Source organism: Streptococcus acidominimus, from assembly GCF_001921825.1.
Taxonomy (GTDB): Bacteria; Bacillota; Bacilli; order Lactobacillales; family Streptococcaceae; genus Streptococcus; species Streptococcus acidominimus.
Window position 1 is genome coordinate 1 of the sequence record NZ_MSJL01000054.1, and the last position, 13,127, is coordinate 13,127.

Genomic DNA, 13,127 nt, shown 5'->3' on the forward strand with positions numbered 1-13,127 from the left:
TTTTTCCATTCCTTAAGGGAGGTCATGGATAGACTTCAGGACACGATTCACTCATTGACGAAAGAAAAGGTCAAATCGATTTGTCATAGAGAGTGGATTTCAAGTGCTTTTAATTTTTAAACAGTATAAATGACTATAAAAACTCACAGCCTACTCCTTTAGGTAGTAACAGTTACTCCTCTTACTATCCATACTATAATTTCAACAACGATACCCCAATAGGTTGCAAAGAGAAGTATTGATGATTATCCGCTTGGAATTTCCAGCGGATAATTTTTTTGAGAGGAAGCTGATGTTGGATACTGTGAATCATGAGAGATCAACCTAGTTAGAGCCCTCAACCACTTTGTCATCTTATTTTGGTTGCATGTTTTAGAAGCCCAGACTTGAGCCAGTCTTTACTCCTTGAAAGTTTAGGTTGAAAACCCTATAATAGAGAAAGAGATAGCAAGAGGAAAACCGAAGTTGAAGCCCTGATTGAGCATGGTGGAGCTAACGGAGGTACTTAATTGGTTCGTAAGGCTGGGTGCAAATATGCTAAGACACTGAAAAGAGTTTGAGGACAGACTTGGTTGAATTGAGCAAAGAAGTTTTCCAAGTAAGTAGCGGGGAGTGATTAGGAACATTAAAATGAGTAAAATGGGCTTTAGAGTAGATGAAAGATAGGCGGAACTTCATTTTATAGAGTAGAAAAAGAGGTAGCAAATGGGGAAAAAGAAAGTATCAAGTAAGGGAAAGCTGATTGGAGATGTGGCGAAGATTTTTGATATCATTCCAGATACGACACGAGTGATCGGGGAGGCAGTTCATGCTGTTGTCCCATTGGTGGACAAGGTTCTGGAGCAGAATTACCAGAAGAAAAATCGCTTGGTACGCCTGCCTAATATGGTGGACATGAACATCAGGGAGGCGGAACATCATCTGCAAGAATTAGGCTTTGTGGTTAGTGTTATTCTTGCTAAACCTCATCAGCGCTATGTTAAGAGGGGAGCTGGCGAGGTGGTCGCCATGGTTCCCAAGTCTGGCAATGTGGAGCCTGGAACCTTGGTCAAACTTTACTATGTCAGTCAGGATGTGATTGAGGCGAGCGACCAGACCGTTTCTTTGCCTAATCTAATCGGACTTCCTTTAGAAGAAGCTCAAGAGCATTTGCGAGAACTAGGTGTGAAGCCAATCCTCATTACCACGCAAGCGCAAGCTAGGTATGCCAATCGGCAAACCGAGATTGTCCTTGATATGCAGCCCAAGCCTAATGTCTTAAAGTCAGGTATTCCAAAGGGAAGTTTTGTCAAATTGTACTATTTGACAGAGGCAGGACTGGGTGCAAGTCAGATGATGAACCAGCGAGTAAGGGCTAAAAAATTGGATGTTCCAACCCTGATCAAAAAAGTTCCGAAATTGTTACCAATTAAGAAGAAAACCAAGGATAAACCTTGACATTTTTATAAAATTGGGGCAATTCAAACCCTCGGTGATGTGAAGGCAGGCTTTCAATCATTATCAGATGCCTATGTAGCAGATTTTGATGAATTGATTTCTCAACTGCCAGAAGGTGCTAAGAAAGTACTGACGCCATTTCGTGAACAATTGACGAAACTAATGGACCAACAGCAAGAAAGTATCGCTACGGAATTTGCAAGTCATGGTGATGATAGTACTCCAATTCCGGAAGAAGGTCGTGACAGTATCATTTCAGCCTTGAAAACAACTCGTGACCAATTAAAAGAAGCAATGACAGGAGCGAGAAAACAAGCTCTGTCTATGTTGCAATAATCTTACTACAAAAAAAGAAGAGTGAAGAAAAGGAAAGAAAGACCGTTTTTTCAGTCTTCTTTTTTTGAATTTTTGCCAAATTCGGTGAGAAATAAAGAAAAATATAAACTAAATGACTATACTCTGTAAAAAGAAGTATTGATTAAGTAAGGAGTAAAGAAGCTGTTCTTTGATGAGGATAATAGTAAACGGAAAAAGGAGGCTAAAAAAGAGAGATTGTTCCCAAATATTCTGAAAATTTGATATAATAGGAAGCGAATCATGATGTGAGATTGGAGATACTATGACAGCGACAAAAATGAACGCCCAAGAAATTATTCAATTTATTGCCCAAGCAGAGAAAAAGACAACTGTCAAAGTGACTTTTGAGGGAGAATTAGCAGCTGCAGTCCCCGAAAATATCGTGCAACTGGGGAATGTCTTGTTCGGTGATTGGAAAGATGTGGCACCGCTTCTTGCTAATTTGACCGAAAACAAAGACTATGTAGTGGAGCAAGATGCGCGGAATTCGGCAGTGCCATTGCTAGATAAGCGAGGGCTTAATGCCCGTATTGAGCCGGGTGCTATTATCCGCGATCAAGTCTCCATTGGAGATAATGCTGTTATTATGATGGGAGCTGTGATCAATATCGGTGCAGAAATTGGCGAGGGCACCATGATTGATATGGGTGCCATTCTGGGCGGTCGTGCAACTGTTGGGAAAAATAGCCACATTGGGGCTGGAGCAGTATTAGCCGGTGTGATTGAACCTGCCAGCGCAGATCCTGTGCGTGTGGGTGATAATGTTTTGATCGGTGCGAATGCCGTTGTGATCGAAGGAGTACAGGTTGGTAGTGGGTCAGTGGTAGCTGCCGGTGCAATTGTCACTCAAGATGTCCCTGAGAATGTGGTTGTTGCAGGTGTTCCTGCGCGCGTGATTAAGGAAATTGATGCCCAAACCCAACAAAAAACAGCATTGGAAGATGCTCTTCGAACCCTCTAGGAGGTATTATGCTTGATTTAATTGCGATACGACGTGCCCTGCATCAAATTCCTGAAGTAGGCATGGAAGAGTTCAAAACGCACGCCTTTCTCATGGAAACCCTTGATAGCCTCTTAAGCGATTGTTCTTTTGCTCAAGTGCGAACATGGGAGACGGGTATTCTTGTTTATTTGACGGGGACAGAAGGACGAAAAACAATTGGCTGGCGAACCGATATTGACGGTCTGCCAATTATCGAAGAAACGGGGCTTGAATTTGCCTCAATCCATGAAGGCAGGATGCATGCTTGTGGTCATGATGTTCACATGACGATTGCACTTGGAGTGTTGGAGCAGATGATTGCCAAACAGCCCCGCCACAACCTGCTCTTTTTATTCCAGCCTGCGGAGGAAAATCTGGCGGGTGGAATGCTGATGTATGAAGCGGGCGCCTTTGGTGACTGGCTACCAGATGAGTGGTACGGTTTACATGTGAGACCTGATTTGAAAGTAGGACAGATTGCAACCAACCGTGCAACCTTGTTTGCAGGCACCTGTGAGGTGATTATTCGCTTTATCGGACGTGGTGGGCATGCAGCTTTTCCGCATACGGCAAATGATGCCTTGGTGGCGGCGAGTTATTTTGTTACACAAGTACAGTCTGTTGTCAGCCGCAATGTCGATCCGATTGAGGGGGCAGTGGTAACCTTTGGCTCCATGCATGCAGGAACAACCAATAATGTTATTGCAGAGACAGCTTTCTTGCACGGGACTATTCGTTCCTTGACCCAAGAAATGAGCCTCCTAGTCCAAAAACGGGTGCGCGAAGTGGCACAAGGAATTGCGACCTCCTTTGGTCTTGAAGTAGAGATTGAATTGAACCAAGGTGGTTATCTACCTGTGGAAAACAATCCCCACTTGGCAGATGAATTGATGACCTATTTTGAGGCAATCCCAGAGGTAGAGGTAATCGATTGTCCGCCTGCTATGACGGGAGAAGATTTTGGCTATCTGTTGAACAAGGTGCCGGGTGTCATGTTCTGGCTCGGTGTGGATACCCCCTATCCCTTGCACAATCCCCGCTTAAATCCGAAAGAAGAAGCAATCCCCTTTGCGGTTGAACAGCTGACAGCGTTTTTATGCTATAAGGCAGAAGCCTAATGATATAGCCGTTTAGTTTATTTTTAGTACTAGGCAACGAGTCGCAGGTAGTACTGGAGTACAGCAAGACGAGTTAACGAAGTAATAAAAATATAAACTAAATGACTATAAAAGAGCCAATCCGTCATACTGATCTTGGGTTGGTTTTTATCTTAATAGCCAAGGAAGGAATTTAATGGATGGAAAAATCAAGGGTTCGCCAAAATATGATAGTTCGTTTAAAAGCCCTGTCTCCGCAAGAGCGACAGGCGTGGAGTGACTGGGCATGTCGAAGTATCTGTCAACAAGTGGCTTATCAAGAAGCAAGGACGATAGCGACATTTTTATCCATGTCACATGAGCTGGATACAAGATGCTTGATTGAACAAGCCCTGCGCGACGGGAAAGTGGTTCTTGCACCTAAAACTTATGGTAAAGGACGCATGGTTTTTGTCCCTTATGATCCCCATGACCTGAAGCTAAGTTCCTATGGTGTCTGGGAACCCAGATCTGATGAGGCGGTGGATCCATCAGAGATTGATTTGATCCATGTACCAGGGCTTGCTTGGAATGAGGCGGGCTATCGAGTTGGATATGGCGGCGGCTTTTATGACCGCTATCTGAAAGACTATCAAGGCATGACCGTTAGCACGATCTATGATTTCCAAAGATGTGATTTTATCGAAGAAGAGTTTGACCAAGCAGTAAGAGAGGTTTTATGCTATGAAAGAAATGATAAATAAGCGCTATCCCGCAACGAATGCCCTGTTATTGGTGACAATGCTCCTTTTTGGCACCATGCAGGTTCTGCGGTTTGGGGAAGCAACGACTGCGCAGACTATCTATGACTTTGGTGGGCTGTATGGTCGTATTGTAAAACTGGATCCGAGCCAGTTGTGGCGCTTGGTTTCACCAATTTTTATCCATATCGGATGGGAGCATTTTTTCTTCAATAGTATGACCCTCTATGTTTTTGGTTATCAATTGGAAGAGCTCTTTGGATCGCGACGCTTTCTTCTTCTGTATTTCTTGTCAGGAATGATGGGCAATATTTTTATCCTCTTTTTGACCCCTGACGCAGTAGCAGCAGGGGCTTCCACCTCCTTGTTTGGACTTTTTGGAGCCATGGTCGTCCTAAGGTATAGTAGTCGCAATCCCTCTTTGCAACTTCTGGGTCAACGCTATATCGCCTTACTTCTGATCAATCTTGTTTTAGGCTTCTTTAATCCTGAAATCAGTCTAGCAGGTCACATTGGTGGAGTGGTTGGCGGAGCTTTGGCGACCGTTTTTTTACCAAACCCCCAAGAGCAAGACCTATTTACCAACCGAAAGAAGCGTCTTGCGCTACTCCTCTACGTGGTGCTGGCACTGGGCTTGGTGTGGGGAAGTATTGGATTATAACTGTTTCGTTAGGTATAGTATAACTTTAGGGGCGGGAAATAGAAGTTTGCGGAGCGAACTCTCCCTAGTGTCTGTGTCAGATTTCCTAGTTTGCCATAGCCGTTACAGATACGGATGCCCTTTGGATACGTTTTGAGTTTTTATAGAGTATTATAGTCATTTAGTTTCTATTTTTATTACTTCGTTAATTCGTCTTGCTGTACCCCAGTACTACCTGCGACTCGTTGCCTAGTACTAAAAATAAACTAAACGGCTATATCAACCATTTTATAATTGGAGAAATGATAGTAATAATAGAAAAACACGAATCTTTTTGCAGCTGTGATGTGGCTGTAGAAAGATTCGTGTTTTCTTTATTTTTTAACTTCTAATTTTTTCCCCAGTTCGATGAGGTATTTTTTCAAATCATCCTTGACCTGCGGATGTTGCAAGGCATAGTCGATTGACGTTTTCATGAAGCCGAATTTGTCTCCGACATCGTAGCGGTTACCTTTGAACTCGCGGGCAAAGACACGCTGGGTTTTATTGAGTGTATCAATGGCATCTGTCAATTGGATTTCGTTTCCTGCTCCTGGTTTCTGTTTTTCTAGAATATCAAAGATTTCAGGAGTGAGGAGGTAGCGCCCGATAATAGCAAGGTCAGATGGCGCATCTTCAGGTGCAGGCTTTTCTACAAATGTATCCACACTATATAGACCATTGACCCCCTCGCCTTGCGGTGCAATGACGCCGTACGCAGAGACCTCTTCATGAGGAACCGGCATAACCGCAATGGTAGAAGCGTGTGTCTTGTCATAATCGTTCATCAATTGCTTGGTGAGTGGAGTGGCTTTTTTATTGGTGATGTCCATTAAGTCATCCCCGAGCATAACAACAAAGGGTTCGTTTCCAACAAAGGCTTTGGCTTGTAGGACAGCATCACCTAAGCCCCGAGGATGGCTCTGGCGGATGAAGTGGAGGCGGATACCCGTTGTTTCATCAACCAATTTTAACAGATCATTTTTACCTTTTTCTTTGAGATTGTATTCTAATTCAAAATTAGAATCAAAATGATCTTCGATTGAGCGTTTTGATTTGCCAGTAACCACCAAAATATCTTCAATTCCTGAAGCGAGTGCTTCTTCCACGATGAATTGGATGGTTGGTTTATCCACAATTGGTAACATTTCTTTGGCTAGGGCCTTGGTAGCAGGAAGGAAACGAGTTCCTAAGCCAGCTGCTGGAATCACGGCTTTTCTAACTTTCTTTGCCATATTTTTCTCCTTTATGACCATTCATTTTCCTGACGAAATTCGCTAGACATGATTGTTTTGATGGCCTCATCAATACTAGCTCCTTGGTAGATAACGCTGTAAATAGCTTGGGTAATAGGCATATAGACCCCGAGTTCTTGGGCGAGTTCATAGGCGACCTTGGTTGTTGAAATCCCCTCAATGACCATGCCCATGTTGCGCTCAATATCTTCCAATTTTTCACCGCGCCCGAGCTGATCACCTGCCCGCCAATTGCGGGAGTGAACAGATGTTCCTGTGACGATTAGGTCACCGACTCCAGATAGACCGCTGTAAGTCAAGGGATTTGCTCCCATTTCAACCCCTAGTCGGGTAATTTCAGTCAATCCACGGGCAATAATAGCAGCCTTGGCATTATCGCCGTACCCGAGCCCGTGAAGAGCTCCTGCTCCGACTGCGATAATGTTTTTCAAAGCACCGGCTGTTTCAACACCGATAACATCATTGTTGGTATAGAGGCGGAAGTAGTGGTTGCTAAAGAGATTTTGTACATACTGGGCTGTTTCTAAATTATTAGAAGCAGCAGAGATGAGGGTCAAATCACGAATGATTGTTTCTTCTGCATGACTGGGTCCTGATACTACGACAATCTCGCTTCGAGTAGCGGCAGGAATTTCTTCCTCCAAAACAGTAGACAGCCGCTTGTGGCTTTCTGGCTCTAGCCCTTTAGAAGCGTGCATGACCACTACCTTGTGATCCAGCGTTTCAGCGACTTGCTTTGCGACCAAGCGCATGACCTTGGTTGGGACAACGAACAGTACCGCATCAACACCATCAAGAGCTTGACTCAATTCTTTATAGGCCTTAATGGCTGGATCGAGGACGATATCCTTGAAATAGCGCTTGTTGGTGTGGAATTGATTGATTTCATCGATTTGCTCTGGGACATTTCCCCAGATACGCACTTCATGACCATTATCATTGAGGACCTGCGACAAGGCAGTCCCCCATGAACCAGGACCTAGTACGGCAATTTTTTGTTTGTTCATCTTGCTTCCTCTCTTTGGGAATAATCAGTAGTTCTATTCTATCATACTTGTGAAAAATTTGCATGAGCCATTCTCATTGACAGGAGTAAGAAACATTGCGATGTGCATGTGAGGTTGCTTCCGTTTTTTACAGCCAACAAAAGATGTTGTGGACGAAATAGCTGTTTGCTGTATGGTAGGTCTACAAAGAGAGTGTCTGCTTTGCCAAAACTGATACTCTATAAAAATCAAAATCTGGAACTGGCTAAAGCTGAAACAGTTATGTCCCAAAGGGAGCCACACTTGACACGAGTTTCACTCGTTTTATTTCCAACCTCCTCCCAGTCTATTCCTAGGCTGGTGAAGCAAATAGAACTCTGTTCTTTCTTGTTTTAAGGGAACAGGCTAAAAACCTCCACTGGAGCTTTTTACTCAGCAAGGCGAGTTAAGGACGTCAGATTTTGATTTTTGACGAGTATTACCGTCTCATGCGGTTACTATCCTCTGCCTCTCTTTCGTCATTTTTTACGAATATATAGTATAATGGTAGGTGACAGTAGACTATTTGAAATGTTAGGAGACGGATATGAGACAACGTGGATTTGAATTAGTATCGCATTTTACGGATGAGGGCTTATTGCCCAAGCGTGAAACAGCGCACGCGGCAGGATATGATTTGAAAGTAGCAGAGCGTATGGAGCTTGCTCCCGGAGAGATTAAGTTAGTACCAACAGGCGTTAAGGCATATATGCAGGCAGGTGAGGTTCTCTATCTCTACGATCGCTCGTCCAATCCTCGTAAGAAAGGCTTGGTCTTGATCAACTCGGTTGGTGTGATTGATGGCGATTACTACGGTAATCCTGCCAATGAAGGGCATATCTTTGCTCAAATGCACAACATAACTGAAGAGACAGTCGTGCTCGAAGTTGGAGAGCGGATCGTCCAAGCGGTCTTTGCCCCTTTTTTATTGGCAGATGGGGATGAAGCAAGGGGTGAGCGCACAGGTGGCTTCGGTTCAACGGGGAATTAAGTATGGCAAAGAAAAAAGCGACCTTTGTCTGTCAAAATTGCGACTACCATTCCCCTAAATACCTCGGACGCTGTCCGAACTGTGGGGCATGGTCTTCTTTTGTGGAGGAAATTGAAGTCGCAGAAGTCAAAAATGCGCGGGTGTCCTTGACGGGAGAGAGGGCCAAACCCGTTAAACTGAATCAAGTAACCTCGAGCCATGTTGCTCGAACCGAGACAGATATGGCAGAGTTTAACCGCGTTCTCGGTGGTGGCGTGGTGCCAGGAAGCCTCGTCCTGATTGGAGGAGATCCAGGGATTGGGAAGTCGACCCTATTGCTCCAAGTCTCGACCCAATTGGCTAGTCGGGGTCTTGTTCTGTATGTTAGTGGAGAGGAGTCGGCGGAACAAATCAAGCTGCGTAGTGAGCGTCTCGGCGATATTGACAATGAGTTTTACCTCTATGCCGAGACCAATATGCAGAGTATTCGGGCAGAGGTGGAGAAGCTTCAGCCTGATTTTCTCATTATCGACTCTATCCAGACCATTATGAGTCCTGAGATTTCAAGTGTTCAAGGATCGGTCAGTCAGGTTCGAGAAGTGACAGCCGAGTTGATGCAGATTGCCAAGACCAACAATATTGCGACCTTTATCGTGGGACATGTGACCAAGGAAGGAACGCTTGCTGGGCCTCGTATGTTGGAACACATGGTGGATACTGTGCTGTATTTTGAGGGGGAGCGCCAGCACACCTTCCGCATCTTACGGGCAGTGAAAAACCGTTTTGGATCAACCAATGAAATTGGGATTTTCGAGATGCAGTCAGCTGGACTGGTGGAAGTCCTCAATCCTAGTCAGGTTTTCTTAGAAGAGCGATTGGATGGAGCGACGGGATCTGCGATTGTAGTGACCATGGAGGGCACGCGTCCGATTTTGGCTGAAGTTCAGGCTTTGGTAACACCGACCATGTTTGGCAATGCTAAGCGAACCACAACGGGACTTGATTTTAATCGTGCCAGTCTGATCATGGCAGTTTTAGAAAAACGAGCAGGTTTACTTCTTCAAAATCAGGATGCCTACCTTAAGTCGGCAGGTGGTGTGAAGCTAGATGAACCAGCTATTGACTTGGCAGTTGCGGTTGCAATTGCTTCTAGCTACAAGGATAAACCGAGCAACCCTCAAGAGTGTTTTATTGGAGAAATCGGCTTGACGGGTGAAATTCGCCGTGTCAATCGGATAGAGCAACGGATAAACGAAGCTGCCAAGCTGGGCTTCACGAAAATCTATGCCCCTAAAAATTCCCTAATCGGTTTAGAAATTCCCAAAGGTATTATTGTGGTTGGAGTGACCACGATTGGAGAAGTCTTGCAGAAGGTTTTTGGTTAGTAGGTTTTTTGATTGGTGCAGCTCTGTTTATTTTCAGAATCTATGAAAAATGTGACGCGAAACTTTTCTACAAATGTGTTATAAAAATATATACTAGTCTTGTAAGGTTGAGATAACCTAACAAATCTAGTAGAAAGGACTTACCAAATATGGCTAAGCGCAGAAGAAAATGGCTACCGAAACCGAAAGAAGTGATCCTTACAATTTACTTCGTTATCGGTTCGACAGCCATCAAATTCTAGTGGGAGGGGGAGAAATCCCCTAACCATTGTTTAGTTATATTCTAGCATAAGTGAGGGTAGAAGGCAATGGATAACAAAATACTTTACCATAAGAAGTTTAAGCATGCAGAGATAACAGTGAGAAAGAATAATCGTAAAGAGATGCTTCTTTCTGGCATTGCCTGGACTATTATTCTAGGTCTTGCTCTTTGGTATTTTACTAAGTAGTAATGTCGGCAAAAATGGGACGACCTTTGAAGTCTGATAAACCACGGGTCAAAAATATAGGTTTTCGTGTTACTGACGAACAATTTGAAATGCTTGAAGAGTGTGTCAGATTGACTGGAAAAAGTAAGACAGACATTATTGCTTTAGGTCTTGAAAAGGTCTATCAGGAACTCAAGGGATAAAAAAGCACTCTGCGCAACTTTCTGCCTATAAATTTTGTGTTGTGCAGAGCCAAGTACTGAAAAATAGTACTTAAATATTATAATACACGTCTTCTTTTTCAGTCAATATTAAAACAGAAAGGAAAAGACGCTATGCGAAAACGAAGGCAAAAAGAAAAGCTCTCGCTGACAGATAAGTTTGTGATTATCGGAGTAATCATTGAAATTATCGGGTTCATACGAGAACTATTCTAAAGCAAACGAAGCCAAGGGGCGAAAAGCCCCTAACGGTTTCGTGTATCTCCATTATAGCATAGCGTCTTGTGCGACACAAGATGAAACTGTTACAAAAATTAGCTGTTATCTTGATTGTCTTAAAAGTAGCGAGTGTAATTCTTGCGATTGTAAAAGGTCGTTTTGAATTATTTGATACTTTGGGCGACATGACAGATATGCTGATGTATATTGTTGTCTATCAACTCGCTGGTAAGGTAGACGAATAATGTCGGCAAAAATGGGGCGACCGATTAAAGGAGAAGCCAAGCGCAACAAGTCTATCTCCAAACTTTCACATTCCCAATTGTGAAAGTTTGCTTATCGTTGATAGTACCTTAATGGCTGGGCTTCCATTTCCAACTATTTGAGTTCGTTTTGCCGACCTTGTGATGTCTATGACTGTTGTCACTAGAAGCTCTTGGTCTGCCTCTGCTGCCCTCCGTCAAATGAAAACGGAAAGGCTATGTAGAGGATGCTTGACAGGTTTTGGGAAAAGATGTAGACTGATTGTATTAGAATATCAATACAAAGGAGGTCAGATGATGGCTGATAATCGAATGAACTATACTATTGATAGCAATATGCAATTTCCGTTGGTTGAGATTGTCCTAGAGAGAGGAGAGACTGCCTACATTCAGCGGGGAAGTATGATCTATCACACACCAAGTGTGTCCTTGAATACCAAGTTGAATGCGCGTGGTGGTTCAGGTCTCGGTAAGTTTATGGGAGCAATTGGACGTGCCATGACATCGGGTGAGTCCATGTTTATCACTGAAGCGATATCAAGTGCTGATGACGGTAAATTGGCTCTTGCGCCATCTATGCCAGGCCAAGTCATTGCCCTTGAGTTGGGAGCGAAGCAATACCGCTTGAATGATGGCGCCTTTCTAGCCTTAGACGGATCTGCCCAGTATAAAATGGAGCGTCAAAGCGTAGGGCGCGCCCTATTTGGTGGTCAAGGTGGCTTCTTTGTTATGACGACAGAGGGTCAAGGAACTCTACTTGCCAATTCCTTTGGATCGATCAAAAAATTGGAATTAACAGGTGGAAGTATCACGATTGACAATGCCCATGTAGTAGCTTGGAGCAAGGATTTGAACTACAATATTCATCTTGAAAATGGCTTCTTGCAGTCTATCGGTACAGGTGAAGGCGTGGTCAACACTTTCACAGGTTATGGTGAAATCTACGTTCAAAGTTTGAATATCGAAACCTTTGCTCAAGTGATCGGAAGCCATATCGTAACAGGGGGTGGAGACGGCGGAGGTAAGACCACTCTACTGGACGCATTTTTATGATAAGGTGGAGAGAAGTGAAAAGGAGTTTCTATGGTTCTATTTCCCGCTTTAGTAGCTTTTCTCCCCTATCAAGGTGACAAATACCTAGCGCCTGATAAGGCAGGAGAATTGCAAGAGAGCATGCGTGAGTTGAAAAGACTAGCGCAGGCTGCGCGTAAGGAGTTTCAACAGTTGGCCCAAGCCTTTCACGAGGTTCATCCGCAGTTGGACATGCACCGTACAAGTCAGTGGATGAATCAGAGCCAGTATATTCGGCCTCATTTCTGGACGTATTTTCAAGGAGAGGGCCTTGCTAGTGAGCCTATGTTTGCTCTGCGTCTGTATGGGGATCAGGCGTCTTATGGGGTATCATTAGAGGTTAGCTTTGTGGAGCGCAAAAAAGATGAGTGGAGCTTAACCAAGCAACATCAGGTCTTACAAGTGGCGGTGGCAGCCCCTATCTATTACATGGTGCAGGCAGATGGAGAGAGCAGACGGATAGAAGGAAGCGAAGAAAATCGTCAGGCTCTTTTGGAGCAACTCGCACAACATCAGATTCGGAAAGTCCTGGTCAAGGTGGATGTTGACTTGACCCAGGCAGATAATATGGAAGCAGTCCTATCCCAGCTGGAAGCGGCTTTTGAGTTACTGCTTCCCTATTATCAAGCAACGAGGTAAGGAGAAATGAAGAAATATTGTGCCAGAATGGGTCTGATGTTTCTTTATTTTTGAATACCTTGCAAAACGAAGATACGAGGACGTTAAAAGCACACTGTGAAAACATACTAAGCTTAGTAGAGAAGAATTCTCCGACGGGAGATAACTTCTCTACTTTTTCTTTATGATAAAGTAGAAGTGTCTTGTTATGTCGTATTTCCTTTTGACGCTTGACGTCGTAGTGAAAACAGACAAGACACTTGTTTTAGGCAGAATTTTATCAAAGTATGTGGGACGCCCGACGTCGTGTATTGAAAATGAAATCACTAAAACAAATCATCATTCAAGACAAAGAGGTAATCATCATGCGAGTAGTATT

The 13,127-nt window shown here is 43.9% G+C and carries 15 protein-coding genes; 13 read left to right on the forward strand and 2 right to left on the reverse strand.

Annotated elements, in window-relative coordinates; translation table 11 throughout:
* The first annotated feature begins 705 nt into the window (after positions 1–705).
* The 6 genes from BU200_RS09140 (at position 706) to BU200_RS09165 (ending at position 5,274) form a co-directional block, all read left to right on the forward strand.
* Positions 706–1,437, forward strand: a complete 732-nt coding sequence (locus BU200_RS09140; RefSeq protein ID WP_075099857.1) for a PASTA domain-containing protein — start codon at positions 706–708, stop codon at positions 1,435–1,437.
* 39 nt (positions 1,438–1,476) lie between these two features.
* Entirely contained in the window at positions 1,477–1,773 is a 297-nt protein-coding gene (locus BU200_RS09145; RefSeq protein WP_075099858.1) for a hypothetical protein, read from the forward strand.
* Positions 1,774–2,056: 283 nt separating this feature from the next.
* A complete protein-coding gene (gene dapD, locus BU200_RS09150) occupies positions 2,057–2,755 on the forward strand; it encodes a 2,3,4,5-tetrahydropyridine-2,6-dicarboxylate N-acetyltransferase (RefSeq protein WP_075099859.1) in 699 nt (232 codons plus the stop codon).
* Positions 2,756–2,760: 5 nt separating this feature from the next.
* Positions 2,761–3,894 carry an N-acetyldiaminopimelate deacetylase gene (locus BU200_RS09155; RefSeq protein WP_244912665.1) on the forward strand — a complete coding sequence of 378 codons (1,134 nt, stop codon included), beginning with the start codon at positions 2,761–2,763 and terminating at the stop codon, positions 3,892–3,894.
* Positions 3,895–4,073: 179 nt separating this feature from the next.
* A complete protein-coding gene (locus BU200_RS09160; protein ID WP_075099861.1) occupies positions 4,074–4,616 on the forward strand; it encodes a 5-formyltetrahydrofolate cyclo-ligase in 543 nt (180 codons plus the stop codon).
* Positions 4,597–5,274 carry a rhomboid family intramembrane serine protease gene (locus tag BU200_RS09165; protein ID WP_075099862.1) on the forward strand — a complete coding sequence of 226 codons (678 nt, stop codon included), beginning with the start codon at positions 4,597–4,599 and terminating at the stop codon, positions 5,272–5,274. Before BU200_RS09160 ends, BU200_RS09165 begins: the two co-directional genes overlap by 20 nt.
* Before the next feature lie 353 nt (positions 5,275–5,627).
* Here the strand turns inward: BU200_RS09165 and galU are convergent, their stop codons facing one another.
* Together galU and BU200_RS09175 are read right to left on the reverse strand one after the other, a co-directional pair.
* Positions 5,628–6,527, reverse strand: a complete 900-nt coding sequence (gene galU / locus BU200_RS09170) for a UTP--glucose-1-phosphate uridylyltransferase GalU (RefSeq protein WP_075099863.1) — start codon at positions 6,525–6,527, stop codon at positions 5,628–5,630.
* Between the two features lie 11 nt (positions 6,528–6,538).
* Complete coding sequence (locus BU200_RS09175; RefSeq protein WP_075099864.1) at positions 6,539–7,555, reverse strand: NAD(P)H-dependent glycerol-3-phosphate dehydrogenase; 1,017 nt, start codon at positions 7,553–7,555, stop codon at positions 6,539–6,541.
* Between the two features lie 565 nt (positions 7,556–8,120).
* Here BU200_RS09175 and BU200_RS09180 point away from each other — a divergent pair.
* The 7 genes from BU200_RS09180 (at position 8,121) to BU200_RS09200 (ending at position 12,769) form a co-directional block, all read left to right on the forward strand.
* Entirely contained in the window at positions 8,121–8,564 is a 444-nt protein-coding gene (locus BU200_RS09180; protein WP_075099865.1) for a dUTP diphosphatase, read from the forward strand.
* Between the two features lie 2 nt (positions 8,565–8,566).
* On the forward strand, positions 8,567–9,928 hold the full coding sequence (gene radA, locus BU200_RS09185) for a DNA repair protein RadA (RefSeq protein WP_075099866.1): 1,362 nt from the start codon (positions 8,567–8,569) through the stop codon (positions 9,926–9,928).
* Between the two features lie 308 nt (positions 9,929–10,236).
* Positions 10,237–10,377 (forward strand): hypothetical protein, encoded by a 141-nt coding sequence (locus BU200_RS11305; protein ID WP_169822877.1) that lies wholly within the window; start codon positions 10,237–10,239, stop codon positions 10,375–10,377.
* A 2-nt stretch (positions 10,378–10,379) separates the two neighbouring features.
* A complete protein-coding gene (locus tag BU200_RS09190) occupies positions 10,380–10,559 on the forward strand; it encodes a hypothetical protein (protein WP_075099867.1) in 180 nt (59 codons plus the stop codon).
* A gap of 314 nt (positions 10,560–10,873) precedes the next feature.
* Complete coding sequence (locus tag BU200_RS11160; protein ID WP_158015151.1) at positions 10,874–11,041, forward strand: hypothetical protein; 168 nt, start codon at positions 10,874–10,876, stop codon at positions 11,039–11,041.
* A gap of 315 nt (positions 11,042–11,356) precedes the next feature.
* Positions 11,357–12,112 carry a TIGR00266 family protein gene (locus BU200_RS09195; protein WP_075099868.1) on the forward strand — a complete coding sequence of 252 codons (756 nt, stop codon included), beginning with the start codon at positions 11,357–11,359 and terminating at the stop codon, positions 12,110–12,112.
* Positions 12,113–12,142: 30 nt separating this feature from the next.
* Positions 12,143–12,769, forward strand: a complete 627-nt coding sequence (locus BU200_RS09200; protein WP_075099869.1) for a ribonuclease P — start codon at positions 12,143–12,145, stop codon at positions 12,767–12,769.
* The last annotated feature ends 358 nt before the right edge of the window (positions 12,770–13,127 follow it).

Excerpts from the sequence above, each read along its gene's own strand:
- BU200_RS09140 (WP_075099857.1), top strand. The coding sequence starts at position 706 with ATGGGGAAAAAGAAAGTATCAAGTAAGGGAAAGCTGATTGGAGATGTG.
- dapD (WP_075099859.1), top strand. The coding sequence starts at position 2,057 with ATGACAGCGACAAAAATGAACGCCCAAGAAATTATTCAATTTATTGCC.
- BU200_RS09160 (WP_075099861.1), top strand. The coding sequence starts at position 4,074 with ATGGAAAAATCAAGGGTTCGCCAAAATATGATAGTTCGTTTAAAAGCC.
- BU200_RS09165 (WP_075099862.1), top strand. The coding sequence starts at position 4,597 with ATGAAAGAAATGATAAATAAGCGCTATCCCGCAACGAATGCCCTGTTA.
- galU (WP_075099863.1), bottom strand. The coding sequence starts at position 6,527 with ATGGCAAAGAAAGTTAGAAAAGCCGTGATTCCAGCAGCTGGCTTAGGA.
- BU200_RS09175 (WP_075099864.1), bottom strand. The coding sequence starts at position 7,555 with ATGAACAAACAAAAAATTGCCGTACTAGGTCCTGGTTCATGGGGGACT.
- BU200_RS09180 (WP_075099865.1), top strand. The coding sequence starts at position 8,121 with ATGAGACAACGTGGATTTGAATTAGTATCGCATTTTACGGATGAGGGC.
- radA (WP_075099866.1), top strand. The coding sequence starts at position 8,567 with ATGGCAAAGAAAAAAGCGACCTTTGTCTGTCAAAATTGCGACTACCAT.
- BU200_RS11305 (WP_169822877.1), top strand. The coding sequence starts at position 10,237 with ATGGATAACAAAATACTTTACCATAAGAAGTTTAAGCATGCAGAGATA.
- BU200_RS09190 (WP_075099867.1), top strand. The coding sequence starts at position 10,380 with ATGTCGGCAAAAATGGGACGACCTTTGAAGTCTGATAAACCACGGGTC.
- BU200_RS11160 (WP_158015151.1), top strand. The coding sequence starts at position 10,874 with ATGAAACTGTTACAAAAATTAGCTGTTATCTTGATTGTCTTAAAAGTA.
- BU200_RS09195 (WP_075099868.1), top strand. The coding sequence starts at position 11,357 with ATGGCTGATAATCGAATGAACTATACTATTGATAGCAATATGCAATTT.
- BU200_RS09200 (WP_075099869.1), top strand. The coding sequence starts at position 12,143 with ATGGTTCTATTTCCCGCTTTAGTAGCTTTTCTCCCCTATCAAGGTGAC.